Source organism: Sunxiuqinia dokdonensis (genome assembly GCF_001270965.1).
Lineage (GTDB): Bacteria > Bacteroidota > Bacteroidia > Bacteroidales > Prolixibacteraceae > Sunxiuqinia > Sunxiuqinia dokdonensis.
This window is the reverse complement of record NZ_LGIA01000043.1, coordinates 1-24,859: the sequence shown is the minus strand read 5'-3', so window position 1 is coordinate 24,859 and position 24,859 is coordinate 1. Positions and strand designations below refer to the sequence as shown.

General features: G+C 46.6%; 22 protein-coding genes and 1 tRNA gene. 16 read left to right on the top strand and 7 right to left on the bottom strand.

Annotated elements, in window-relative coordinates; translation table 11 throughout:
* Window positions 1-633: 633 nt before the first annotated feature.
* Window positions 634-1,422 (bottom strand): outer membrane protein assembly factor BamD, encoded by a 789-nt coding sequence (locus NC99_RS04665; protein WP_053180357.1) that lies wholly within the window; start codon window positions 1,420-1,422, stop codon window positions 634-636.
* A 67-nt stretch (window positions 1,423-1,489) separates the two neighbouring features.
* Here NC99_RS04665 and NC99_RS04660 point away from each other — a divergent pair, with 67 nt between their 5' ends.
* From NC99_RS04660 to upp, 10 genes are all read left to right on the top strand, one after another.
* Entirely contained in the window at window positions 1,490-2,002 is a 513-nt protein-coding gene (locus tag NC99_RS04660; RefSeq protein WP_053180351.1) for a TrmH family RNA methyltransferase, read from the top strand.
* A gap of 53 nt (window positions 2,003-2,055) precedes the next feature.
* On the top strand, window positions 2,056-2,997 hold the full coding sequence (locus NC99_RS04655) for a hydrogen peroxide-inducible genes activator (RefSeq protein ID WP_053180350.1): 942 nt from the start codon (window positions 2,056-2,058) through the stop codon (window positions 2,995-2,997).
* 178 nt (window positions 2,998-3,175) lie between these two features.
* Window positions 3,176-3,247: transfer RNA gene (locus NC99_RS04650), tRNA-Glu, on the top strand.
* A gap of 29 nt (window positions 3,248-3,276) precedes the next feature.
* Window positions 3,277-3,528 (top strand): 30S ribosomal protein S20, encoded by a 252-nt coding sequence (rpsT, locus tag NC99_RS04645; RefSeq protein WP_053180348.1) that lies wholly within the window; start codon window positions 3,277-3,279, stop codon window positions 3,526-3,528.
* Between the two features lie 125 nt (window positions 3,529-3,653).
* Window positions 3,654-4,343 (top strand): RadC family protein, encoded by a 690-nt coding sequence (radC, locus tag NC99_RS04640; RefSeq protein WP_053180346.1) that lies wholly within the window; start codon window positions 3,654-3,656, stop codon window positions 4,341-4,343.
* Window positions 4,344-4,352: 9 nt separating this feature from the next.
* Window positions 4,353-5,696, top strand: coding sequence for a polysaccharide deacetylase family protein (locus NC99_RS04635; RefSeq protein WP_053180344.1), 1,344 nt, complete (start codon window positions 4,353-4,355; stop codon window positions 5,694-5,696).
* Window positions 5,662-6,573, top strand: coding sequence for a hypothetical protein (locus NC99_RS04630; protein WP_053180343.1), 912 nt, complete (start codon window positions 5,662-5,664; stop codon window positions 6,571-6,573). Before NC99_RS04635 ends, NC99_RS04630 begins: the two co-directional genes overlap by 35 nt.
* Window positions 6,570-7,508, top strand: coding sequence for a polysaccharide deacetylase family protein (locus NC99_RS04625; RefSeq protein ID WP_162231143.1), 939 nt, complete (start codon window positions 6,570-6,572; stop codon window positions 7,506-7,508). Before NC99_RS04630 ends, NC99_RS04625 begins: the two co-directional genes overlap by 4 nt.
* A gap of 3 nt (window positions 7,509-7,511) precedes the next feature.
* On the top strand, window positions 7,512-8,579 hold the full coding sequence (locus tag NC99_RS04620) for a GNAT family N-acetyltransferase (RefSeq protein ID WP_053180338.1): 1,068 nt from the start codon (window positions 7,512-7,514) through the stop codon (window positions 8,577-8,579).
* A 48-nt stretch (window positions 8,580-8,627) separates the two neighbouring features.
* Window positions 8,628-9,290: a uracil phosphoribosyltransferase gene (upp, locus tag NC99_RS04615; RefSeq protein ID WP_053180337.1), complete on the top strand. Its 663-nt coding sequence runs from the start codon at window positions 8,628-8,630 to the stop codon at window positions 9,288-9,290.
* Between the two features lie 171 nt (window positions 9,291-9,461).
* Here the strand turns inward: upp and NC99_RS04610 are convergent, their stop codons facing one another.
* Window positions 9,462-10,745 (bottom strand): MFS transporter, encoded by a 1,284-nt coding sequence (locus NC99_RS04610; protein ID WP_053180336.1) that lies wholly within the window; start codon window positions 10,743-10,745, stop codon window positions 9,462-9,464.
* Window positions 10,746-11,204: 459 nt separating this feature from the next.
* On the bottom strand, window positions 11,205-11,693 hold the full coding sequence (gene folK / locus NC99_RS04605; RefSeq protein WP_053180361.1) for a 2-amino-4-hydroxy-6-hydroxymethyldihydropteridine diphosphokinase: 489 nt from the start codon (window positions 11,691-11,693) through the stop codon (window positions 11,205-11,207).
* 123 nt (window positions 11,694-11,816) lie between these two features.
* On the opposite strand from folK, the gene sppA reads away from it, so the two are divergent.
* From sppA to NC99_RS04585, 4 genes are all read left to right on the top strand, one after another.
* Window positions 11,817-13,589: a signal peptide peptidase SppA gene (gene sppA / locus NC99_RS04600; protein ID WP_053180335.1), complete on the top strand. Its 1,773-nt coding sequence runs from the start codon at window positions 11,817-11,819 to the stop codon at window positions 13,587-13,589.
* Between the two features lie 103 nt (window positions 13,590-13,692).
* Window positions 13,693-14,787, top strand: coding sequence for a tetraacyldisaccharide 4'-kinase (lpxK, locus tag NC99_RS04595; RefSeq protein WP_053180333.1), 1,095 nt, complete (start codon window positions 13,693-13,695; stop codon window positions 14,785-14,787).
* Entirely contained in the window at window positions 14,726-15,541 is an 816-nt protein-coding gene (locus NC99_RS04590; protein ID WP_053180332.1) for a purine-nucleoside phosphorylase, read from the top strand. Before lpxK ends, NC99_RS04590 begins: the two co-directional genes overlap by 62 nt.
* A gap of 12 nt (window positions 15,542-15,553) precedes the next feature.
* On the top strand, window positions 15,554-16,504 hold the full coding sequence (locus tag NC99_RS04585; protein ID WP_053180330.1) for a pyridoxal-phosphate dependent enzyme: 951 nt from the start codon (window positions 15,554-15,556) through the stop codon (window positions 16,502-16,504).
* 75 nt (window positions 16,505-16,579) lie between these two features.
* Here NC99_RS04585 and NC99_RS04580 read toward each other — a convergent pair whose 3' ends face one another.
* The 4 genes from NC99_RS04580 to porE all read right to left on the bottom strand — a co-directional run bounded on the left by NC99_RS04580 (window position 16,580) and on the right by porE (window position 21,645).
* Window positions 16,580-17,149 (bottom strand): acetate uptake transporter, encoded by a 570-nt coding sequence (locus NC99_RS04580; RefSeq protein ID WP_053180327.1) that lies wholly within the window; start codon window positions 17,147-17,149, stop codon window positions 16,580-16,582.
* A gap of 131 nt (window positions 17,150-17,280) precedes the next feature.
* Window positions 17,281-18,045: a DUF5995 family protein gene (locus tag NC99_RS04575; protein ID WP_053180326.1), complete on the bottom strand. Its 765-nt coding sequence runs from the start codon at window positions 18,043-18,045 to the stop codon at window positions 17,281-17,283.
* A gap of 24 nt (window positions 18,046-18,069) precedes the next feature.
* On the bottom strand, window positions 18,070-19,326 hold the full coding sequence (gene ilvA, locus NC99_RS04570) for a threonine ammonia-lyase (RefSeq protein ID WP_053180324.1): 1,257 nt from the start codon (window positions 19,324-19,326) through the stop codon (window positions 18,070-18,072).
* Between the two features lie 321 nt (window positions 19,327-19,647).
* On the bottom strand, window positions 19,648-21,645 hold the full coding sequence (gene porE, locus NC99_RS04565) for a PorE family type IX secretion system protein (RefSeq protein ID WP_053180321.1): 1,998 nt from the start codon (window positions 21,643-21,645) through the stop codon (window positions 19,648-19,650).
* A 247-nt stretch (window positions 21,646-21,892) separates the two neighbouring features.
* On the opposite strand from porE, the gene NC99_RS04560 reads away from it, so the two are divergent.
* On the top strand, window positions 21,893-23,668 hold the full coding sequence (locus NC99_RS04560) for a DUF4091 domain-containing protein (RefSeq protein ID WP_157624452.1): 1,776 nt from the start codon (window positions 21,893-21,895) through the stop codon (window positions 23,666-23,668).
* Window positions 23,669-23,975: 307 nt separating this feature from the next.
* A complete protein-coding gene (locus NC99_RS04555; RefSeq protein WP_053180317.1) occupies window positions 23,976-24,566 on the top strand; it encodes an RNA polymerase sigma factor in 591 nt (196 codons plus the stop codon).
* The last annotated feature ends 293 nt before the right edge of the window (window positions 24,567-24,859 follow it).

Genomic DNA, 24,859 nt, shown 5'->3' with positions numbered 1-24,859 from the left:
GGCTTGGCCGAAGTTATCAACATTCCAACAGCAAATCAACATCAAAATTCTAATCGTGACACAGTTTAATGAACATTACCGGAGGGTAATCCTTCAATTTATTATGAGATAAGCGCGAAGGCTTGTAGAACTGTTTCGTATATCCATCGAACTATTCCGAATACCCATTGAGCAACTACGAATGCTCACTGAGCCATTTCGCATATGCATGGAGTCACTACGAATGCTTACTGAGCAATTCCGAATATCCACAGAGCAATTCCGAACACTCACAGAGCAATTCCGAATAGTCACTGAATTAGTACGAATGCTCAAAGACGTCGCGGAATAGCGTTTCAACCACTTTTTTCGCTATTCAAAGCATTCGGGAAAGGGTTTAAACCACCTTTTTGTGCGTTCCAACTTCGGCGGAAGGCATTTGAGCATTAATTTTCGCCGTCCGAAGCACTTAAGATGGCCTTCGAAGTTCTTTTCCTCCTGTTCAAAGCACCCGGCAGTGCTTACGGAGCAATTTTTTTCTCTTCGGAATGATGGGGGAGCGTCTTTTGACTGCTTCTTTTTCTCTTTGGGGCAGTTTGCCGAAGTTCAAAAGACGATCAATCACTTCAAAATGAAACGAAAGCCGTGGGGGTATTAGCCAACTTTCGATTGAAGCGATTGGATCTGCTTTTCGAGCTTGGCTTTTTGTTTCAAAAGTGCCGACAGGGCCAGGGCGTCCTTGATCGCCTGCTTGTCGTATTCTTCCAAAATGATGTAGTAGTAGCGCGAGCCCAGGAATACGGCTTTCAAATTGCGGTCGGCATGTTCGGCAATAAATTCAATCACACCATTGTCGGCACCGTCGCGGTACGACACTTTTTCCCATTTGGTCTCCATAAAATCACTGCGGTGGTTCAGCACATTGTCCAGCTCAACCTTTTCGGTTTTTGCCTGAATGTCTTGGTCGTAAACCCGCAAGCCGGTATGTTCAAGCCATTGGTCGCCGTAATAGTTACTCGAAATGTACAGCTCGCCCCGCTCGTCCAAATGAATTTGAATGAATGATTTATCCCAGCGTCTTTCAAATTGCTGGCGCTTGTGAACGTATTGCGTGTAGCGGTCGAAATCGGTTTTCTCCTTAACAAATTTGGCTTCCAGCTTTTCCAGTTTCACCTGTAGCGAATCCATTTCATCCTGCGCTTGATAAAACAAATCACCGTATATTTTTTTTCTGAATTGATCGGCTTTAACCAGTGTTTCAATGGCGCCTTTGTATTTCATGCTGAGGGTGTCCAGGTGTTGCAAAGCTTGCGTGGTGTCCCCTTTTTGGTAGGTGTTTTCCGCAAGCGTAAGCCGTTCGGCGGCCAATTCTTTCTCAGATTTTCCACAGGAAAACAACAGGGCGGCAATCAAGGCAATAAAAAAAATCCGACTCAGATTCATGGACAAATGCGTTTAAATAATTTCCTTCGTAGTTTCAATTCACCAAAGAAAATTAATAATTATCAGGATGGAAACAAATTCAGTCGCTTTTTTTCAGTCGCAAAACTATCCTGGGCTGCCCGCCAAACCCCTTGTTGCTGCCTGGAAAGTGAAGAATCCGGAAAATGTGGGGAGTTTGATGCGACTGGTTGATAATGTGGGAGGCGACACCTTGTATTTGCTGGATGATGAAAATCCAAAGCGCGAAAGCTCCATCAAAAAAACAGCCGGATTGAGTTTTAAAAATGTCCGGCTTGTGACGATTAGTTTCGCTGAATTCTTTCAGTCAATTCCTGACGATTATAAGTTGGTGGCCATCGAAACCAACGAGAATTCTAAAAATCTATTTACTACAAAGCTTCCGGCAAAAGTGGCTTTTCTGCTGGGCAGCGAGATGCATGGATTGTCGGACGAGCTAATTTCCCGTTGCGAACAAAGCCTGCATATTCCGATGACCGGCCCTTGCAAGTCGATGAATATTTCCCATGCGTTAAGTGTGGCCTTGTTTGAGTGGGTGCGCCAGCAACTTTTCGCGAAGTGAGGTTCCTTTTCATCGATTTTTTCTATTTTTAGCAACTTTAAATATGAAAAACCATGATCACACTCACACAGTTAGAATATATTGTTGCCGTTGATACCTACCGGCATTTTGGACGGGCTGCCGAGCATTGTTTTATTACACAACCAACGCTGAGCATGCAAATAAAAAAGCTGGAAGAAGATTTGGAGATTATCATTTTCGACCGGAGCAAGCAACCGCTCATCCCAACTGATGTGGGCAAGCGAATCATTGAGCAGTCCCGGATCATTCTGAAGGAAACAGAAAAGGTAAACGATATTGTCAAAGATCATAAGAATTTGATTTCCGGTGAGTTGAAGATTGGAATTATTCCAACCCTGGCGCCATACCTGTTGCCGCTGTTTATCGGCAACTACAAACGGAAATACCCCAACATTCTGATTACGGTTCAGGAACTGACCACCGAGAATATTGTGGATCACCTGAAACGCGATTTGCTTGATGTTGGCGTGCTGGTTACCCCGTTAAAAGAAGAACGGATAAACGAACGCCCGATTTTTTATGAGGAAATGATGCTTTATTCGCATGAAAAACATCCGCTTCACAACAAGGAAAAAATTAAGGTGAAAGATATTGCCACCCCCGAGATTTGGCTGTTGAGCGATGGCCACTGTTTTCGTCACCAAGTGGTTAATCTGTGTTCTTTTAAAGGGGCGTCCAACGAAGAATTGCCCTTTCATTTTGAAGCAGGCTCACTGGAAACACTCATGAATATTATCGATAAGGAAGGTGGAATTACCCTCATTCCCGAGCTGGCTTCAGTTGATATGGCTGAAAGCCGCCGAAAGCACGTTCGTAGTTTTAGCGATGTGACCCCCTTGCGCGAGGTGAGTTTGGTTTATTCGCGTCACTTTGCAAAAAACAAGTTGGTCGATCTGTTGTGGAAAGAAATGAGCGCATCCATGCCCCAAGCGCTTCTGAATAGGGATCGGGGAACAATTGTAGAGTGGAAATAAATTTTTTCAATTTTTGTTTGATAATTTAAAAATCTTCCATTTCTTTGCATCGCTGAAATCGAAAACGACATTTCTTAACGAAGATGATGTTGATTTCAGAAAAAATCCTGACAAAATATTTGGTGGCTTCAGAATTTGATTTATTTTTGCAGTCCCAATTTCAGGGAAAGAAAATGATGGCCCGTTCGTCTAGGGGTTAGGACGCCAGGTTTTCATCCTGGTAGCAGGGGTTCGAATCCCCTACGGGCTACTTAATTAATTTATCAGAAGAAACATAAAATGGCACACCATCAATCGGCAAAAAAGAGAATTCGTCAAGACGAAAAAAAGAAAGTACACAATAAGTACTATGCCAAAACTACGCGTAACGCAGTTCGCGATTTTCGCCAGGTAAGCGAGAAAGATGCTGCTGTGGCAGAACTTCCAAAAGTTGTTTCGATGATTGATCGATTGGCTAAAAAGAATTTGATTCATAAGAACAAAGCAGCCAATTTAAAATCAAAGTTAGCCCAGCATATTAGCAAGCTATAAGCGATAAAAAAATATTTTAGAGAGCCTCTTCAATTTGAAGAGGCTTTTTTTTTGCGCTAATTTGTTGGGCGCACTTCCGTATTTCCTTCATTCTTCATAACTTGGGTTATTGCAAATGAACAATCATGTATAAAAAACCAAGTATTAAGGAGTGGGCTGTTGAAGATCGTCCGCGCGAAAAGCTGCTAACCAAAGGCACCCGTTCGCTTTCCGAAGCCGAATTACTGGCAATTTTAATCGGTTCCGGCAATTCAAAAGAGTCGGCAGTAGAACTTTCGCGGCGCATACTCATGGCGGTGAACAACGATTTATCGGCACTCAGTAAAAAAGATGCCTCCTACCTGCTTAAGTTTCGTGGTATTGGCGAAGCCAAGGCCGTGAATATTATGGCCGCCCTGGAGCTGGGCCGCCGACGAAAAGAAAATGGCGCAGCCGTTAAAACAGTGATTACCAATAGCAACGATGCTGCCAAATATTTTCGTCCGCTGTTGGAAGATTTGCCGCACGAGGAATTCTGGGTTTTGCTTTTGAACCGGTCCAACACCGTGATTGATAAGTTTATGGTCAGCCAGGGAGGAGTGACAGGAACAGTGATTGATGTGAAGTTAATTCTGAAGTTTGCCCTGGAAAAGCTGGCTTGCTCACTTATTTTGTGCCATAATCATCCTTCGGGAAATGTGCTGGCCAGCGAAGCAGACAAAAAAGTGACCCAAAAAATTAAAGATGCTGCAGAAATGATGGAAATTAGTGTGCTCGATCATGTAATTATCGCCCACGATCAGTATCTTAGCTTTGCTGACGAAGGCTTATTATAACATCAAATCATGCTCGTTGTATTTACCCAGGAAATAACCAACCGCTTGCAATACATCTTCCGGTTTCTGTTTGAAGATGTTTTGCGGGTGCCGGTAATGATCACCGACAATTTGCATGAGTTTAAAAGGAGCTCATTTCCCAAAATCAATTATTCATTGCTTCCGCTGGATTGTCCGCTGAAAATGCATCCGCATCCGATCCTTTTTCAGCACCACATTAATTTTCAAAGTTTAGAGGCGGTTCCGTTCGAAGATGACGTTTATTTTTTCGAATCGTCAGCCGACTCGTTTTTGCCGTTTGATCCTTTCGCGGCCAGCTTTTATTTGATTAGCCGCTACGAAGAATACCTGATGCGCGAGTTCGATGAGCACAAGCGTTACCCTTCACATCACAGTATTTTATATCGAAATAATTTGCTGCATAAGCCGGTTGTAAATCAGTGGGCGTATATTGTTGCTGAAAAAATCAGCAAAATTTATGCTGACTTTGAATACCAGCCTCCCCGTTTCGATTTCCGGTCAACCATCGACATCGACAATGCCTGGGCGTATAAAAACAAAAGCTGGCTGCGTACGGCGGGCGCATTGGCCAAGGGTTTTCTGAATGGTAACAGGCAACGCAATGAAGAACGCCTGCAGGTTATTCGGGGCGAAAAAAAAGATCCGTACGACACGTACGACTATATTCGTCAACTTTATGGCGGACGGAAAGAGCTGTTGCACTTTTTTATTTTGCTGAGTAAAGCCAGTAAATACGACCGCAATGTTTCGCCGGAAAATGAGCAATTGAAGCAGTTGGTTCGACGTTTAAGTGAAGACTTTGAGCTGGGCATTCATCCTTCCTATCGATCAACGAAGAATAAAAGAGAACTCCGGCGGGAAATTAAAACGCTGGAAGCAATTACCCAACGAAAGGTCAGGTCATCGCGGCAACATTTTCTGCGGCTGAAGCTCCCCGCCACGTATCGGCGATTGATTAAAGCCGGAATCCATGATGATTACACGCTGGGTTATGCCAATCAGGTAGGTTTCAGAGCCGGAACGTCCAGTGCGTTTTGGTTTTATGATCTGAATAAAGATGCACCAACCAGGTTGAGGATTCATCCTTTTCAGTTTATGGATGTCGCTTTCAAAAATCATTTAAAGTGCTCACCCGATGAGGCAAAGGAGATCATCGGCGAAATGATGCTCGAAATTCGAAATTATGGAGGAACTTTTATAAGTTTATGGCATAATGAGAGCTTGAGCGACCAGGGAGAATGGGCCGGTTGGCGAACGGTTTTTGAGCAAATGACGGAACAGGCGATTAAATACAAGGATGAATCAGCAGCGAATAAACTACATAAAATATGACGAGGTGGATACGGACCAATGGGATCGGTGCCTGGAGAACGCACCAAATGACTTGGTATATGCACAGTCGTGGTATCTTGACAAAATTTGCGATCGTTGGGATGCCTTGGTCTTGGGAAACTACCAATATGTGATGCCACTCACCTTCCGCAAAAAAATGGGCATTACCTATTTATATCAGCCGCCATTTTGCCAGCAGCTCGGAATTTTTCCAACGCCAACAAAGGAAATTAGCCGTCAATTTTTGGATGAACTGTGCGTGCGGTTTCCTTTTGCCGAAATAAATTTGAATGCGATGCAGCTTCCGGTTGAAAGTGCGGGGACCTATGAAAAGCGAACCAACCTCATGCTTTGGCTTAACGAGGCTTACGAGGTGCTGGCCGGGAATTATTCAAAGCACACCCGGAGGAAGTTGAAAAAGGCAGCCAAGCACCAGCTCAATTTGGTGAGCAGTATCTCGGCCGAGGAATATATTCGATTCAAAAAGAACAACTTGTCGGTCAAGCTGTCCGACAAGGAATTGAGGGCGCTCCGCAATATTCTGGCTTTTTCGCTAACGCGGAGCCTGGGGCAAATTTATGGTGTGTATTCGTCTGGTAACGAGCTGTGCGCCGCCGCTTTTTTTATCAGAAATAAGCAACGGGTAACTTATCTGAATGCTGCCAGCAGCGCCGAAGGGAAAAAAAACTATGCCATGTATTTTCTAATTGACCGGTTTATTTCGGAACACGCCGGCAAGGATTATCTGTTGGATTTTGAAGGTTCGATGATTCCCGGAGTCGCCCGTCTGTACGAAGGTTTTGGAGCAACGCCCGAAACGTATCACCAGTTTAGGTACAACAACTTGCCCTGGTGGATTAAATGGTTGAAAGAATGAAGATACTATCGCAAATGATATCGCTGGCCGCACGGCCATTTTCACTCGCGCAACTGAGCGCAGGCGACGACGTGCCCGTCCTTTTACCTTTTTATCACCTGGTTAGCGATCACGATCATCCTTTTCAGTACAATTATCGCGTGCTGTCGACCAAACGGTTCCGCGAGGATCTGGATTTTTTGTTGGCGTATTTCGAACCGATTACTTTGGAAGAGCTTCATTCGGGAATGAATCTAAAGAATTGTTTTCACCTGAGTTTTGATGATGGCCTGCGGCAATGTTTTGACGTCATTGCCCCGATTCTAAAGGAGAAAGGTGTGCCGGCAACTTTCTTTGTCAACCCCGCGTTTGTCGATAATCACGATCTTTTTCATCGCTATAAAGCGGCAGTACTGAATCAATTTTTTGCCAAAAAAGGGGTGATGTCGGATTTGCAAAATACCTATGCCGACCTGATGTCGCTTGACCAAATGGCCGAAGATGTGGGCCTTGACTGGCAGGAGTATTTGCAGAAGGAAAATCCGTACATGACTTTGGAACAGCTGTCTCAGCTGGAACGCGATGGTTTTACGATCGGCGCTCACAGTTGGGACCATCCGGAGTTTTGGTTGCTGGACGAAGCAAGTCAGCTTGACGAAATAAGAGAAAGTATGGAGTGGCTTGGAGCCAACTTCTCTCCAAAAATTAAGGCCTTTGCTTTTCCGTTTACCGATTTTGGGGTGTCGCCTTTCGTATTTGATGCCATCAGGCGCGAACGATTGTGCGATCTTACTTTCGGAACGGCGGGCATTAAGTTTGAAAAAGAAACCCGACATCACCAGCGGCTACCGATGGAACGGGCAGGTTACAAAACTGCCCGGGATTTGCTGAAAGCAGAATATTTATCCTACCAGCTCAAGCGGCTGGTTGATCAACATGTGGCAAAAAGAGAATAGTGTATGGAACTAACTAAGATCCGTCTGCAGGATTTGGAGGCTTTTGGCAGGAGCGAACGCTTTCGGACGTTTGACACCAAACCAATCAGTTTGGCCCGGATCCAATCCTATCTGAACAACCCGCATGCTGAACCATCCGATGTTGTTCTGTATCTTTTACACGAAGAGAATAAGTTGATTGCTTTTCGGACTGTGTTTGCGGCCCGGCTCATGAATCAATCGAAACGTTTTGCCTGGCTGAGTGGGAATTGGGTGCATCCCGGCCACCGCAGGCAAGGGTATTCGAAAAAGTTGCTTGACGAAGCATTAAAAGATTGGGACGAGCGGCTCATGTTTACCAACTACGCGCCGGCTTCGTTGCAGCTTTACCTCAAAACAAAGCAGTTTCAAACCGTGTACCTGGATCACGGCACCAGGTTTTATTTCTATTTCAAAAGCCGGAAGGTGCTGGCCGAACGACATCCGAAACTGGATTTTCTGCTGCCGGTTCTTGATTTATTTATTCGCCTGGCAGCAAGTTTTACGCACCTGTTGTTTCGTCCCTTGCGCGTGAGGCATTTTTCTATGAAGGAGTCGGCCCTGCCGGATGAAACCTGCCTGACGATGGCCGAATCGAAAAAGGATTCGTACCTGTTTGCCCGTGGGCGGCGGGAGCTGGAATGGATTTTAAATTATCCGTGGATTTCGCTAACCGATGATCAATTTGTACACAACTACCCATTCTTATCTTTTGCCGGACAGTTTAAGTATCGAACCATCAAAATTTTTCAGGAAGAGAAGCTGATTGGGTTTATTGTGGTTTTGCTGCGCGATGGTCATATGCGAACCGTTCACCTTCAATTACCATACGACAGTATGCGGATTGCAGCTCGTTTTCTGATTCGTGTGGCAGTTAAAAATAAAGTCGAATCCTTGACTGTACTCAATCCCAAACTGGCGCATGAAGTAAGGAAGCGACCCAACCCGTTTTTATTTCATAAAAAAATAGAACACGGAATTTATTCATCCTTTCCGGTTTCAGCGGCTATGCGCAAAATTCAAGATGGCGAAGGTGATTTTATCTTCAGTTAGCTACCCGTTTAAAAGAAAAAATCGCTATTTTCGCCAAAATTTTTTGACATGAACGTAATCAACCTGAGCGACTCCAATTCTATTTTCAATCAATATCTTGCAGAAATTCGTGATCATGAGATTCAACGGGATCCTTTGCGGTTTCGAAAAAACCTGCAACGTTTCGGCGAAATCTTTGCCTACGAAATCAGCAAAACGATGGATTACAAAATCAATGAGGTAAAAACGCCACTGGGAATTGCTAAGGTTCCTAAATTGATTCAACAACCCGTTTTAGCTACCATTTTACGCGCAGGCTTGCCACTCCAGCAAGGACTACTGAATTATTTCGATCGGGCCGAAAATGCTTTCATTTCAGCCTATCGCAAATACGATGACCAAGGCGAATTTCATATTGAATTTGAGTACCTGGCTTCGCCGGACTTGAATGAAAAAGTGGCGATTTTGTCTGACCCCATGCTGGCATCCGGCGCTTCGATGGAAATAGGCTATAAAGCTTTGCTTCAAAAGGGTGAGCCGAGCCACGTGCATTTGGTGGCGATTATTGCCAGTAAAAAAGGAGTGGAGTATGTTCAGGAAATGATTGACGCCGAAAATGTCACGCTTTGGGTTGGAGCTATCGATGACGAAATGACCGTCAAATCATACATTGTTCCTGGGCTGGGTGATGCTGGTGATCTGGCATTCGGCCCCAAGGTTGATTCCCACTAAAAGACATTCGATAGCCAAGAGGCTGTCCCGTTAGTAACGAGTTTAAACACGAAGGCCCCAAGGCACGAATTAATTTATTTGACAATACTTTGTGGTTTGGTGCCTTCGTGTTTAATTTGTGTAATTGACTTTTTTACAGCTTCTTTTAGCTGTTTATTCTCAATCAGTAAACTACTCTGTTCGCTCCTGGAACCCGCCCGCGATTTTTACAAAAATGGAGATTGCCAGAATACCCAGCAAGGTGTGGGCGGTCAGCGTGTACATGATATATTCCGGATGCCCTGCACTTTCGAAACGGCCCATCAGCCCGGTATAAATCCCGCTCAAAGTAGCACCGATAAAGACGGATAAGAAGTTGGTCCCCATATACAGGCCCGCTTTTTCTTTGGGAGCAATCCACATGATGTATTCCTGGATTCGGGGCGAGGAAATCATTTCGCCAATGGCAAACAGGAAAACACCGAGAAAGACCAGTCCGTTGATGGAGGTTACCGACAGTCCGAGTACCACAAAGCCCGACGCGGCAATTAGCAATCCAATCATAAACGAAGGAATGGCTGCCCGCTTTTCAAAAATTCGCGAGATCAGCAGTTGGAAGACGATGATGATGTAGCCGGTATGCGAAATGGCTTCGGCATTCAGCCGCCAAACCCCGCCGTCCTGGTTCGAAATAAACCGGGCAACACCGGTACCCAGCACCATCCGCACCGATTCGTATAGCGCGGCCGTGTCCATGTAGTCGTTAATGTAAACCGCCAGCACATTGAAAAAGGCCCAGAATGGCAGCCAGAAAAACACACCCAGCAGCGTGAGAAAACTCAGAAACTTGATGTCGGACAGCGCTTCGCCCATATCCTTGAACTTTTGCTTCAGCGTAACGCCTTCCAATTCGCGGTCAGGCTCTTTGTAAAACAGCAGGGTGATGATGAACATCAGGCCTACGGTTGCAGCTGCCGTGTAAAAAACGTAGTCCCACGACCAGCCGCGCAGTTTGCCCATGACGATGGGCCCAAACGAGGCACCCAGGTTGACCATCTGGTAAAAAATACCAAAGCCCAGTGTTTTGTTGGTCGAGTCGGTGGTTGCCCGAACCGTTGACGAAATGAGTGGCTTAAATAAGCCTGCAGCAAAGCCAATGGTGAGCATGGTGAGCGCAATGCCGCTGAAGGTTTGTGTAAGGATGAGCAATAAAATGGCCGGCAGATAAGCCAGGTACGAAATGAGCAGCATCTTTTTGAAGCCGTACCGGTCGGCAAAAGTTCCCGAAAACAGCGGCACCAGGTACGACAGCGCCAGGAAAATACTTTGTACAACCCCCAGGTCCCCTTTCGAAAAACCCAGTTCGGTCATGTAAATACCGAAACTCATGTAAATGCCGTAATACGCGAAGCGCTCCAGCACTTCAACACTGTTGGCTACCCAAAACACCGTTGGGAATTTTGTTCGCTTACCCATTTTGCAGTTTTTTAAGATTTTTATTCAGCTATGACTCGTATGGCGCAACAAGTTAGTGTTTTTTTGAAATTAGAGAAAGTGAATTATCTCATGTCGTAGGTTTTAGGGTGCTCGGAGCAGGCTATAGGGTCCTCGAAGCAGGTCATTGGGTGCTCGGAGCAGGCTATAGGGTTCTCGAAGCAGGTTATTGGGTGCTCAGAGCAGGCTTTTGGGTGCCGTTTGCATCCAATAAGTTGCATGGAGTAGCTAAAAGGCCGTACAGAGCGGCCTCTTAATTGAACACTCTCGAAAAGGTCTTCGGAAGCGACAAAAAGGCTTCCGGCAGCTGACGAAAAACCCCCGTTTGGGTAACCCGCTTTTCTCGGGTAGGCCTATAAATTTAGTCGTTCTTGTGACGCATCATATTTGTGTATAAAGGTAGCTCACTTTAAACATGACCGTAGTTGGCACAATGGTACACTATGCTTTCAGTTTGTTAACCGCCAGCTGGTCCGGACAGTCGGCAAGCAGTTGGGCGATTGTTTTATGGAGTACCGGGTGAAGGAAGTCAGGCGCGATTTCGGCCAACGGTTCCAGCACAAAGCGGCGTTCGGCGATGCGGGGATGCGGAATTTCCAGCCTTAGATGCCGGATAACCTGCTTGTCGTAAAATAACAGGTCCAGGTCAATTAGGCGCGAAACGTACTGTTGTGCGTGTCGGACCCGTCCCAGGTGCTTTTCAATTCGCTGGGTTTGCTCCAGAAGCGCCAATGGCTGCAAACTGGTTTCAACCACCACCACCTGGTTCCAAAACAGATCATCGGATTCAAATCCCCAAGGCTCTGTTTCATAAACAGCCGACCGGGCGGTGATTTCTCCGATGTCGGATGCAATCATTTCCAGTGCATTCGCAAAAAGCTGCTGCTTATCGCCTAAATTTCCGCCAAGCAACAAATAGAGTTGTGCCATCTTTTCAATGATGATTAATAAAATAATAAACCAGTCGGTGAACTTAATTGTAACGAATTGTTTAAATTCGTACCTATTCCTGGCAAATACAAAGTTATAAACCACAACACATAAATTACCACCATGAAGAGTTTTTTGAAGTACACCCTGGCAACCATTGTAGGCGTAATGATTGCCGGCTTTTTGATGATGTTTTTATCCATCGGAATCCTGTCCTCGCTGGTTTCGATGGGCGAACAAACCGTTACGGTGAAAGATAAAACCGTATTGATGCTTCGTCTGGAAGATGAAGTTATTGAGCGCGCCAACAAAAATCCATTCAATGATCTCGATATTCCTGGCATTTCGGGAGCCCGGCAAACCGGATTGGACGAGATTCTGGCCTGTATCGAAAAAGCCAAAACAGATGACAACATTGAAGGCATTTACCTGAATCCGTCAACGATCAATGCCGGGCTGGCCAGCGTGGAAGAAATTCGCAATGCGTTGATCGACTTTAAGGAAAGCGGCAAATTTATTTATGCCTACGGTGAAGCCCTTTCACAAAAGGCCTACTATTTGATTTCGGTGGCCGACCAGGTGGTGCTGAACCCCAAAGGAATGCTCGAGCTGAAAGGATTGAGTTCGCAACACTTGTTTTTCAAAAATGCGCTGGAGAAAGTGGGCGTGGAAATGCAGGTGATTCGGCATGGTAAATTCAAGGCCGCGGTTGAACAATACATGTTGGAGGAAATGAGCCCTGAAAACCGGCTTCAAACCGAAAAATATACCAGCAGTCTTTGGACACAAATGCTGGCCGATATTTCAGCATCAAGAAATATTTCGGTGGAGAAACTCAACGAACTTGCTGACGGCGTAACCACCTTTCGTACCGCCGATTACCTGTTAAGCCTAGGGTTGGTGGATAGCTTGAAGTACAAGGATCAGGTGATTGATGATTTGAAGGCACTGACCGGAACCCGCGAAAATAAAGATGTGCAGGTGGTGGAAGTGAAAAAGTACGCGAAAGTGCCTGCTCCTACCGACGGGAAAGGCTTGGCGAGAGATAAAATTGCAGTGATTTATGCCAGCGGCGGTATTGACATGCCTGGCGGCGGAGTTGATGACATTGATTCGGAAAAATTGTCGCGCGCGATTCGCGAAGCCCGACGCGACAGTTCCATCAAAGCCATCGTGTTGCGTATCAACTCGCCGGGCGGTAGCGCCTACGGTTCCGAGGTCATCTGGCGCGAGGTGAAACTGGCATCCGACGCCAAACCTGTTATTGCCTCAATGGGTGACGTGGCGGCTTCGGGTGGTTATTATATTGCCGCGGCCGCTGATACCATTTTGGCCGACCGCACCACCATTACCGGATCGATTGGCATTTTCGGAGTCATCCCCAACATCAATGAGCTCATGTCCCACAAGTTGGGCATCACCCAGGATGTGGTGAACACCAACCAGCACTCCGATATTTTGTCGCTCACCCGCCCACTTACCAGCTTTGAACAGGGTTTGATGCAAAACTACATTGAAGAAGGTTACAAAACCTTCACCAGCCGTGTAGCCGAAGGCAGGAACATGACGCAAGAAGCTGTGGATGAAATAGGACAAGGCCGCGTTTGGGCTGCCGAAAGCGCCCTCGAAATTGGACTGATCGATCAGTATGGGGGCATTAATGATGCCATTGCTTTGGCCCAAGAAATGGCCGGACTCGACCGCTACCGGATCAAGGCGCTGCCCGAAATCAAGGATCCGTTTGAAGAATGGCTGAAAGAACTGTCGGGAACAGCACGCATGTGGGTGATCAATCAAGAGCTGGGCGATGCGGCTCCGGTGTATCAGCAATTAAAACAAATCAAGCAAACACGTGGTGTTTTGGCGCGTATGCCTTTTGATATTCGATTGGACTAACGTTTGTTTATTGGGTCGATCAGAATAAATCAGAAGCTGGCGTTTTCGTCGGCTTCTTTTTTTATGCACGAATTTTAATAACTTCGTAAGACAAAATTCACCCATGCTTAAAATCTTATTATATCCGTTTTCGTGGATCTATGGGCTTGTTGTTTACATCCGAAATAGCCTGTATGACTACAAATTTCTGAAATCAACAGAATTTGAAATACCGGTCATTTCCATCGGGAATATTACGGTGGGCGGAACCGGGAAAACCCCGCATACGGAATACCTGGTCGAGTTGCTCAAAAAACATGTGAAAGTGGCCACCCTGAGCCGGGGGTACAAGCGTAAAACAAAAGGTTTTCGTTTGGTCGAGACCACTTCGAAAGCCCGGGAGGTGGGTGATGAACCACTTCAAATTAAAAAGAAGTTTCCGGAAGTAACGGTTGCTGTGGATGAAAAGAGGGTGCACGGCATCAATCAACTGCTGAAAGACGAGTCCAAATCACCCGACGCTATTTTGCTCGACGATGCTTTTCAGCATCGGCAGGTGAGCCCCGGAATCAATATTTTGCTCATTGATTACAACCGGCCAATAGATCAGGATGAGTTGCTCCCCGTTGGCCGCCTGCGCGAGCGCAAATACCAGCGACGGCGGGCCAACGTGATCATTTACACCAAATGTCCTGATGAAATTACACCCATCACCCGGCGGATTATCATGAAAGACGTGAACCTGCGGCCCTACCAATCGTTGTATTTTACCACCATGGTGTATGGCAACCCGGTGCCCGTTTTTGGGGAGCGCACCGGTGAAGAGGAAGACCTGAAACAGCCGGTTATCCTTCTGTCGGGTATTGCCAATCCCGCGCTGTGGCAAAGTTATATGGCTGGTCGCTATGCGGTGATTGATGAGCTGATTTTTGGTGATCACCACCATTTTAGACCGAAGGATTTGAAAAACATTGAAGCCCGATTTATCCGGTATCAGGAACAAAATCCGGTGATCATTACCACCGAGAAAGACGCCATGAGGCTTCGAGATGAAGAGAGTATTCCGGACTTTATCCGGTCACGAATGTATTATATTCCCCTGACGATTAAGTTTCTTGATCACGAAGGGAAAAGTTTTGACAAAACAATTGTAGGCTATGTTAAAGACAATAGAAGTAACCGCGAGTTACATAAAAGAACAAATACAAGGAGAAGTTGAAGTTGGTATTATTTTAGGGTCAGGCTTGGGTGGCCTGGTCAATGAAATTGCTATTGAAAAAACGATTCCGTATAAAGATATCCCCGACTTTCCCGTCTCAACCGTTGACGGGCACAACGGAACCCTGATTTACGGTATCCTGGGCGGTAAAAAGATTCTGGCCATGCAGGGCCGTTTTCACTATTACGAGGGTTATTCCATGAAGGAGGTTACTTTTCCCGTTCGGGTGATGAAGAAAATGGGAATCAGCCACCTGATTGTTTCCAATGCTACAGGTGGCTTGAATCCAGATTATAAAGTCGGTGATTTGATGATCATTAGCGACCACATCAACATGTTTCCAGAACACCCGCTGCACGGCAAAAACATCGATGAGCTTGGGCCCCGGTTTCCGGACATGAGCCAGGTGTATTGCAAGGAATTGCGCGACCAGGCTAAGTTTATCGCCCTCAAGAATAAAATTGATGTGAAAGAAGGCGTTTACGTCGGCGTGCAGGGTCCTACTTTTGAAACGCCGGCCGAATACAAGATGTTTCGAATACTGGGAGGTGATGTAGTTGGCATGTCGACCGTTCCCGAGGTGATTGTTGCCCGCCACATGGGCATGAAAGTGTTTGGTATTTCGATTGTTACCGACAGTGGTGTGCCGGGCGAGATTGTTGAAATTTCGCACGAAGAAGTGCAAGAAGTGGCCATGCGCTCAGAACCATCGATGACAATTATTCTGAAAGAGCTGATTAAAAGAATTGGATAAGAGAGGAATGGCATGATTTTAAAACTTCCAGAATTTCAGGATATCCAAGAGGCACATGAGCTGATCAAAGGACAAGTGCACCGCACTCCGGTACTCACTTCGCAATCGATCAACGAAATGACCGGAGGAAAGCTGTTTTTTAAGTGTGAAAACTTCCAGAAAGTGGGTGCTTTTAAATTTCGCGGAGCATCCAACGCGGTGCTTTCTTTAGGCAAGAATCAGCTACTCAAAGGCGTTTGTACCCATTCGTCGGGGAATCATGCGGCTGCATTGGCGCTGGCTGCCCGCATGCGCGGGATTCCGGCTTATGTTGTGATGCCCGATAATGCACCGGCGATAAAAAAGAAAGCCGTTGAATCGTACGGCGGGCGAATTACCTATTGCCAGCCCACGCTGGAAAGCCGGGAGAAAACACTACTGGAAATAGCAGACAAAACCGGTGCAAAGGAAATTCATCCGTACAACAATTTTCAGGTGATTTGCGGACAGGGAACCGCAGCCAAAGAATTGATTGAAGACTCGGGGAATTTTGATATCATTCTGTGTCCCGTGGGAGGGGGCGGCCTGCTTAGCGGAACCGCCATCAGCGCGCGGGCGCTTAACCCGAATGGTTTGATGATTGCTGCTGAGCCCGAAGGTGCTGACGATGCTTATCGCTCGTTTCATGCCAAAATGCTGGTTCCTTCCATCAACCCCAAAACCATTGCCGACGGCTTGCTGACCTCGGTTGGCGAGCTGAACTTCCGGATTATCCAGCGCAAAACCGATGAGATTGTGACCGTCTCCGATCGCGCCATTATCCGCGCCATGCGTATGATTTGGGAACGCATGAAGATTATTGTTGAGCCATCCGCCGCGGTTCCGCTGGCCGCCATTCTCGAAAATAAGATTGATGTGAACGGAAAAAGGGTTGGGATCATTCTCAGTGGCGGAAACGTGGACTTGGAGAATTTGCCGTTTTAATTGATAATAAAGAAGCCGTCCCTTCAAGTTTGAAAAGGCGGCTTTCCGTGTTTAAATGCATTCGAAAATCGGTGCCTATTTTGATTTAATCAAAGGTTGTCCCGACTTGAGGATTTCCCGTCCAGCCAAGTCATTCAGGACAATGGCTGCCATCATGTACCAGGCCGATAAAGCACAAATAATCAGCATTACCGCTGCAACAATGTTCATGGCTGGCCAGCCAAAATGACCAATGTCGAGCAAGATAAAGCCCAGCAACAAAGTGGTGAATGTGAAAAACATGGCTTTGTGAATAAACATGGAGCCCACCCAGAAAATGGTAGTCAGCAGGGTCCAGCCCACCAGGAAAAAGCCAACATCGGTATGCGATGAATGGTAGACGCCCAAGTGGTTTAACAGCCAAATGATGCCTAGTCCAATCCAAAAAGAGCCATAGCTTGTGAAAGCTCCAAAACCGAAGTTATTACCAGCTTTTTGCTCCATCAACCCGGCCACCAGCTGGGCCAGGCCTCCAAAGATGAAACCCATGGAAATGACGGGTCCCAGGCCAATCCAGCCGAGGTTGTGAAACTGAAGTAAAAGCGTGGTCAGACCGAAACCTGCCAAGCCCACCACCGCAGGGTTTCCTAATTTTGCGTTGTTCATTAACGAGTGATTTTAGTTGTTTTTATTTCGGCGCAAAACTAACGGATTATTTGATTTGGAGTTTCTGTGGGCAGTTTGCCGTAACGGTTCTTCCGAAAGATTATTGATTTGATAATGTAGTGGAGAAGGGCTTAGCCGGCACGCTTCAATTTTCCTATTTTCTGTGCAACGGTTCCCCGTTCGGTCAGGCGCACCAGCAATAAAACCGCGGAGGCAATAAGTCCGGGCTGCATGATGACACTGACTTTTTTGGCAACCCGCTCATCGCGCCTGCTGAAACAGGCTTCCAGCTCTTCGTCGCTGGTTCCGGCTACTTCGGTCGCATATTTCCAAGCACCGTCGCGCGCCAATTTCATGCTAAAATCCACGAGATAATCGTCAACTTTACCGGTCCACTTCAGAATAATTTTCAAGGCCGGCCACACCACCGAAAGGTTATCCTGAACTTCATGCACCAGCGAAGAAAGAATTTCGTTTATCCGGTTGAAGTCGTCGTGCAAGTCATCCAGCTTTTTACCGCGCGACACTTCCGCAGCCGACATTCCCAGGTCGAAGTTGATGTGGGCATTCATTCCCAAGAGCAGGTGTTGCAAAACAATGGGCCAATAGTCGGTCGCCAGTTCAAAGGCCTTTGCCCAGCAGGCGCTGGTTGGTTTGCCGGCTTTGTGGGCCACCCAGGCATCAATATACCGGTTGGCGAATAGCACATCCAATTGTTCCATGCGCGGGCCATCATCAAAATAGTTGTTATCGATTTCTTCCTTTACCTTGATGGTTACTTTTTGGTACAAGGCGGCAAAATAACCCGAGGGATCGTTGTTTTTTTCGGAATATTGAATGATGAACTCCAGGGTTTCGATGACCCCGTCAATGGTGCTGATTGGCTTTTCGCTCATGTCGGTTCAATTGGGTTTCTCCATTCAAATCAGATACTGGAACAGGTCGGGTTTTTCGTTCACGTATTCGTACACAAAGCCGTTTTCGGCCATGCGTTGCACCAGTCCTTCAAAATCATTTTTATTGGTTAGTTCAATGCCTACAAAGGCTGGCCCACGCTCGCGGCTGTTCTTTTTCGAATATTCAAAGTGGGTGATGTCGTCGTTTGGTCCGAGCACATTTTCTACAAAATCGCGTAAAGCGCCAGCGCGCTGCGGAAACCGGACAATAAAATAATGCTTCAGTCCCTCGAACAGGAGCGAACGTTCTTTAATTTCCTCGGTGCGGGTGATGTCGTTGTTGCTGCCCGACACGATGCAAACCACATTTTTACCTTTAATGTGATCGGTATAATAATCCAGCGCAGCAATGGATAAAGCACCGGCTGGTTCAACCACAATGGCGTCGCGGTTGTACAGCTCCAGAATTTTGGTGCAAATTCGTCCCTCCGGAACCAGCACAATGTCGTCAACCACTTGCTGACAAATCTCAAAGGGCAGGTCGCCGACGCGCTGCACCGCGGCTCCGTCAACAAATTTATCAATGTTCTCCAGGGCATTCACCTGCCCCTGCTTCAGCGATTCTTTCATCGACGGCGCACCGGCCGGTTCAACGCCAATAATTTTCGTGCTGGGGTGCATTTGTTTGAAATAGCTTCCCACGCCGGCAATGAGTCCGCCACCCCCAATGGGCACAAACAGGTAGTCAATCTGGTGAGTCGAATCCTGCAAAATTTCAAGCGCGGTGGTGGCTTGCCCTTCAATAATTAAGGGGTCATCAAAAGGGTGGATGAAGGCTTTCTTGTTTTCGGTGCAATCTTTCCAGGCTTCCGCGCTGGCATCGTCGTAGGTGTCGCCGTGCAACACAATGTCGACGAACTGTTTGCCAAACATTTGTACTTGCTTTATCTTTTGCTTTGGCGTGGTGGTAGGCATATAAATCTTGCCGTGAATACCCAGCCTTTGGCACGAATAAGCCACGCCCTGCGCATGGTTGCCGGCACTGGCGCACACAATGCCGTTTTTGAGCTGTTCACTGCTCAGACTGCGAATTTTATTGTAGGCGCCCCGTATTTTGTACGACCGCACAATCTGTAAATCTTCACGCTTTAAAAACACCCGGGCGCCAAACTGCTCCGAAAGATTCAAGTTTTCGGTGAGTGGCGTTGATGTCAGAATTTCGTTTAGCGTCAATTTGGCCTTGTTTACATTTTGGAGTGTTGGGAAATATTGTTTTGGCATTTTGTCTTTTTTTATCAAGCAACATTTTATTGCGGGTTCAGTTCATATTGTCAGGCGGCAAGCATAGATAAAATTCGATACGCTGCCCTCGAGGTACAGGAGCAAAGTTATGAGATTTGGAGTATTATTCTTTTAATAAGTTAAAATTCATGAAAACCACAACAGGCACATAGACCAAATGGAAAAGAAGTGAAAGATGCTGCTTATGGTTGGTTTACCTGCCTACTGGGACTGTTCACTGAGACTTCTTCATCCAATCTTGGTCCTCGATGCGAGATGCTGGCTCAGAACTGGAAACTCAAAATTTGAAACACAAAACTTCTACTCTTCCACTTCCGGTGAAAATGTTTCATAGAAGTCGGTTGACAACACCCGGAATTCGGTTCTGCGGTTTAAGGCTTTGGCAATTTCCTGCTGCTCTGGTGTGAGCTGTTTGATGAATTCTTCGGTCAATTCATCATTTCGTTTCAGAAAATCATACTGCTGGGCCATTTTACGGGTCACCTTCTTGGGCCAGGTTTCGCCGTAGCCTTTGGCGACCAAGCGTTTTGGGTTGATTCCTTTTTGAATGAGGTAATCGACAACCGCCTGGGCCCGTTTTTGCGACAGGTCAAAGTTGAATTGCTCGGAGCCCACAAAGTCGGTGTGGGCCATCAGCTCAATGGTGATAGTTGGGTTCAGCTCCAAAATCCCAACTAAACTATCGAGCGCATAAACCGATTGGGGCTGGAGCTCCCAACTTCCAAACGCATAGTTGATGTTGTCCACTTTGATGGGCGCATCGGTTGGTGTCAGGTACAAATCGACCCGAAAATCCTGGCTTTCGTCCAGGCCAATGGTCGATTCCCGGCCTTTATCATTCAGGTAGCCATCTTTAAAAGCGGCAAAAACATATTCGGTTTCCGGATTCAGTGTCATCTGGAACTGGCCTTTGTCGGCACGCATTCTTAGGTTGGTGCCATCTGTTCCGATAATCCGGATGCGGGCGCCATCCATTCGTTGTCCGGTTTCCTTGTCGTAAATTTCGCCCGAAACGCGGAAAACTTTTGGGGGCAGGTAGAAGGAATAAATATCGTCGCTGCGTGAGCCTTTGCGGTTCGAGGCAAATAGTCCGCGAACTTCTTCGCCTTCAATAAAGGCCATGCCAAAATCGTCACCGGTTGAGTTGATCGGGGCTTTGAGATTTTGAAGGCGCCATTCGCCTTCTTCGTTACGGGTGGCTTTAAAAATATCGAGCCCGCCCATGCCCATGTGGTAGTTTGATGAAAAATATAATTCGCCGTTGGAACGAATGGTTGGAAAAACCTCATCGCCGGGGGTATTGATTTTGGGCCCCAGGTTCACCGGGTTGGAAAAAGAGCCACCGCCGCCTGTCGCCATCCAAATGTCTTTCCCGCCATATCCTCCCGGCTTGTCCGAAACAAAATAGAGCGTATCGCCATTAGCTGACAGGGAAGGATGAGCTGCAATAAGGCTGTCGCCTACCAAGTCTAGTTTCACCGGCTCCGACCAGTTGCCGCGTGACATTTTAACCCGATAAAGCTCGGTTCCTTTATCGTTTTGTTTATCATAGCGGGCACGGGTAAAAATCATTTCATCACCGCTTGGAGAAAGCGTGACCGCTCCTTCCTCATCTGGCGAGTTAATTAATCCCGACTCATCCACCAACTGGGGCGGGCCCCATTTCTGCCGCTGAACTTGGTACTCGGCGCGATAAATGTCGGCAAAATACGCTCCGGTAATGCCGCTTTCCTTGCGGCCAACATTATTCTCGCGGGCCGAAGTCAGCAGAATTTCATTATCACGGCCACCTACAAAAACCGGGGTATAGTCACTGTATCGTGAATTAAGCTCACGAACGGCATTGACCACGTAGCGGGTGGGGTTGGCTTCCCACTCCTGCGTGTAGCGACAAGCGTCAAGCCCGTTGATCGCTTGTACGTCAGTCGGAAAGGAATCCAGGTATTGCTGGTAAGCTTCAATGGCTTCTTCGTATTTCTGCGTGGCCCGCAAGCAGTCAGCCCAATGAAGTACCGCCTTAAAATCGGGGTGTTGCCTGCGAATGGCATTCTGGTACCAAATGGCAGCCCGGCCGTAATCGCCTATGGCGCGGTACGCCTCGGCCATCTGATAGGCCATTTCCATTTTGTGTTGCAGGTTATCGTCTTTGCGGTAGGCTTTGCGGAATTTTTCGGTTGCCCGGTAGTATTCGCCAATCTCGTAGGAGAGGTTTCCTAAACGGTAATTTTTCTGAGATGAACAGGATCCCAAAACAAACAGGGCTAACAAGACCGTGGCAAAAAAATACGTCCGCTTCATGAATACAGGCTGATTAAGGCTCTAAAAGTAACCAATTTTGTTCGTTATGGGAAAACGAAAATCGAAAAGAAAAAGTATCCAAATCTGAAAGGTCAGGAAAGTAATTTGGAACCCTGCCTTCAGAATCTACAAATATTTCGTTTCTTTTGTCATACATTAGACAGGCATTTTAGTGTGGACTACATCCGTTTCAGGATGTATTTTTTGCTAATATCAAAATCGATCAATAAACTTTTAACTCCAGAATATGACTCGTCAAATAGTATTTAAAGCATTGGTTTTTGTGTTTTTTATTGCGGGATGTCAGGTGCAGCGGCCGGCGAAAGAATGTCCCATTTATATGGAAGCGGCTGATCCTTCGCCGGATAAAGACGCAGATTGGAGCACGGTGCCCCCCGGTTTAATGGCCTCTGTTGGATCGATTGATCATTTGTATGCCAAAAGTTCGATACCAAATATTGAAATTCGAAGTGGTTGGGAAGGAACTGCCTGGAAAGGAGAACGTGTTTCTGCACAATTGGTACTTTGGAGCAAGGAAGCGGTCAGTCAGGTCGAGTATGAATTTTCGGACTTTGAATCGCCCAATGGAGAGCAGTTGCCGGCATCGATTGCCCGGGCACGATTTGTCAGATATGTCATCACCGACGAATTTGCCAACGGCTGTGGCCGGCGTGTACCCGAAGATTTCGCGACATCGCTGAGCCCTGATGTACTTGATCCGTTGGACTGTTTCGATATGGAACCACAGACCACCCGGCCCGTGTGGATTACCCTGGACATCCCGTCAGATGCTACTCCCGGAACGTATACTTCTACCATGCAGTTGTTTGCCGATGGTAACAAACACAGTTCCTTTTCCTTTAGCATTGATATTCTTCCCCGAGTACTTCCACCTGCTTCGGAATGGGCATTTCATCTTGATTTGTGGCAAAATCCATATGCAGTAGCTCGTGTTCATGAGGTTGAGCCGTGGTCGGATGCCCACTGGAATGCTTTGCGTCCGCTGATGGAATTGCTGGCAGGTGCAGGACAAAAAGTAATCACAACAACCCTGAACAAGCGTCCGTGGGGCGGACAGACTGAAGACGCCTTCGGGTCAATGATTGGCTGGACAAAGAAAAGCGGAGGCGACTGGCAATATGACTACACCGTCTTTGATAACTGGCTGGAGTTTATGATGGAACTGGGTATCAAGTCGCAAATCAATTGTTATTCGATGGTTCCTTGGGGAAACGAACTGTATTATTTTGATGAAGAATCGGGTGAGGAAGTTAAGGTGAGGGCTGAGCCAGGAACAAAGGCATATGCCGATTTGTGGGTTCCGTTTCTTCGGGATTTTACAGCACATTTGGAGCAAAAGGGATGGAATGAAATTACACGGATTGCAATGGACGAGCGGGCTCCTGCCGAAATGCAAGCCATGCTGAAACTGCTTAGCGAAACAGCACCAGGGCTGGGAGTAGCGCTGGCCGACAATCATCAAAGCTACAAGCTGTATCCCAATCAGTTGGTTGATTTATGTGTAGCACACGGATCGGTGATCGATCCTGTCGATCGAGAATATCGCAAATCGAAAGGGTATGTTACCACTTGGTATGTATGCTGTGCCGACGTATTTCCCAATGTATTCACTTTTTCGCCACCGGCAGAAGCCGCTTTTATTGGATGGTACACGATGGCCGCCGATTTTGATGGCTTTTTGCGGTGGGCCTATAACAGTTGGGTGAAGGAACCCCTGCTCGATTCCCGCTTTCGAACCTGGCCCGCAGGCGATACCTACATCGTCTATCCCGATGGCCGCAGTTCCATCAGGTTTGAGCGTTTGTTGGAAGGGATTCAGGATGCAGAGAAAATCAGAATACTCAGGGCCGAATTACAAAATGATTCAGCTGCCGGGGCCAGGGAAAAATTGGATTTACTGAACCAAACCCTCGGTGCTTTCAATATCACCCAAAAACCTGATGGTTTGGAAGATTTGATGTTAGAAGGGAAACGGGTTTTGGTAGAGCTTTCAAAAAAATAAAACATAGAAATTGCAACGGCTTGTCCTCAGGCTGATTGTTCTGTTTTTTTATCCCAATCCTGCCGGGCTTTTACAACTTGGCAGGATTGTTTAATTTTAGCGAAAATAGGTTTTAGTTAGAAACTCGACCAGATCTGATTAATCTACAGCTCATTGAATGAATTCATGGCTTAGCATCGGAAAAAGTAATTCAGTACCCTATCTTCAAAATCCACAAATATTTCGCTTCTTTTGCTATATATTAAGCCTTGCAATCCAGAATAAAGTGGGAAGAGAATCTGTTCATAGCGACCCTCATTGGGAAAAGATGAAAGTTGGAGATAAGACAGCCTTATCTGAAATTTTCACCTCTTATCATACCGATTTGTATCGCTATGGAATCAAGATTTTCAATCATCCCGACCTCGTCAGGGATTCCATTCAGGATGTCTTTGTTCGGATATGGGAACGACGGGATAACCTTGGTGATGTTCAGAATGCGAAAGCTTACCTGATCACTTCGCTTCGTCGAAAATTGTTTGAAAACAAAGCGCAATACGAATCGAAAATTTATGAAGGAACATCGGTGGAGGATGAAAAAGAGACGTTCTCCTTTTCTTCGGCCGAGTTTATGGAGGTCGAAGAAATCTCCGCAAAACTCCGCACTTCGATGACCGAAGCGATCAATAGCCTGCCCGAACGACAGCGGGAACTCATCTACCTTCGATTTTATTTCAACCTTCCTTATGCCGAAATTGCCCGGATTATGGAGGTGAAAGAGCAGACTATCAAGAATCTGATGCAGCGAGCCATGGCCAATTTGCGTAGTAAAATAGACCGGCAGCTATGGGACGGAATTGATAATATGGGTGACCTGATGATGACACTGTTCTTTTTATTTAGAAAAAAAGAGTATTGAAAGGCACGGTACCTGTTGTAAGATAAATTCAACCCGCTCCGGGGTTGCCCATTCTTAGTTGGCCGCTGACCCCCAGAGCTTCGCACGGGGTGATGCACATTTCACTCCTTCGGAGTTATGCTGAAGAACCGGGGGTATAGAAAAATCACAGGGACTTAGAGCTTTCTTCCTGATTAAATACGGAGCATAAGTTATTCTTGCAAATCGATAACCCGTCTGGGTTTAATGTTCATCACCCCCAAAGAATTTGGGGACTGGAAGGTGCAGACACCGGAGGCTGTCTAAAAAGAGGA

Bases quoted from the DNA above. Each gene is read 5' to 3' on its own strand.
- NC99_RS04665 (WP_053180357.1), bottom strand. From the start codon at position 1,422: ATGAATCTGAGTCGGATTTTTTTTATTGCCTTGATTGCCGCCCTGTTG.
- NC99_RS04660 (WP_053180351.1), top strand. From the start codon at position 1,490: ATGGAAACAAATTCAGTCGCTTTTTTTCAGTCGCAAAACTATCCTGGG.
- NC99_RS04655 (WP_053180350.1), top strand. From the start codon at position 2,056: ATGATCACACTCACACAGTTAGAATATATTGTTGCCGTTGATACCTAC.
- rpsT (WP_053180348.1), top strand. From the start codon at position 3,277: ATGGCACACCATCAATCGGCAAAAAAGAGAATTCGTCAAGACGAAAAA.
- radC (WP_053180346.1), top strand. From the start codon at position 3,654: ATGTATAAAAAACCAAGTATTAAGGAGTGGGCTGTTGAAGATCGTCCG.
- NC99_RS04635 (WP_053180344.1), top strand. From the start codon at position 4,353: ATGCTCGTTGTATTTACCCAGGAAATAACCAACCGCTTGCAATACATC.
- NC99_RS04630 (WP_053180343.1), top strand. From the start codon at position 5,662: ATGAATCAGCAGCGAATAAACTACATAAAATATGACGAGGTGGATACG.
- NC99_RS04625 (WP_162231143.1), top strand. From the start codon at position 6,570: ATGAAGATACTATCGCAAATGATATCGCTGGCCGCACGGCCATTTTCA.
- NC99_RS04620 (WP_053180338.1), top strand. From the start codon at position 7,512: ATGGAACTAACTAAGATCCGTCTGCAGGATTTGGAGGCTTTTGGCAGG.
- upp (WP_053180337.1), top strand. From the start codon at position 8,628: ATGAACGTAATCAACCTGAGCGACTCCAATTCTATTTTCAATCAATAT.
- NC99_RS04610 (WP_053180336.1), bottom strand. From the start codon at position 10,745: ATGGGTAAGCGAACAAAATTCCCAACGGTGTTTTGGGTAGCCAACAGT.
- folK (WP_053180361.1), bottom strand. From the start codon at position 11,693: ATGGCACAACTCTATTTGTTGCTTGGCGGAAATTTAGGCGATAAGCAG.
- sppA (WP_053180335.1), top strand. From the start codon at position 11,817: ATGAAGAGTTTTTTGAAGTACACCCTGGCAACCATTGTAGGCGTAATG.
- lpxK (WP_053180333.1), top strand. From the start codon at position 13,693: ATGCTTAAAATCTTATTATATCCGTTTTCGTGGATCTATGGGCTTGTT.
- NC99_RS04590 (WP_053180332.1), top strand. From the start codon at position 14,726: ATGTTAAAGACAATAGAAGTAACCGCGAGTTACATAAAAGAACAAATA.
- NC99_RS04585 (WP_053180330.1), top strand. From the start codon at position 15,554: ATGATTTTAAAACTTCCAGAATTTCAGGATATCCAAGAGGCACATGAG.
- NC99_RS04580 (WP_053180327.1), bottom strand. From the start codon at position 17,149: ATGAACAACGCAAAATTAGGAAACCCTGCGGTGGTGGGCTTGGCAGGT.
- NC99_RS04575 (WP_053180326.1), bottom strand. From the start codon at position 18,045: ATGAGCGAAAAGCCAATCAGCACCATTGACGGGGTCATCGAAACCCTG.
- ilvA (WP_053180324.1), bottom strand. From the start codon at position 19,326: ATGCCAAAACAATATTTCCCAACACTCCAAAATGTAAACAAGGCCAAA.
- porE (WP_053180321.1), bottom strand. From the start codon at position 21,645: ATGAAGCGGACGTATTTTTTTGCCACGGTCTTGTTAGCCCTGTTTGTT.
- NC99_RS04560 (WP_157624452.1), top strand. From the start codon at position 21,893: ATGACTCGTCAAATAGTATTTAAAGCATTGGTTTTTGTGTTTTTTATT.
- NC99_RS04555 (WP_053180317.1), top strand. From the start codon at position 23,976: ATGAAAGTTGGAGATAAGACAGCCTTATCTGAAATTTTCACCTCTTAT.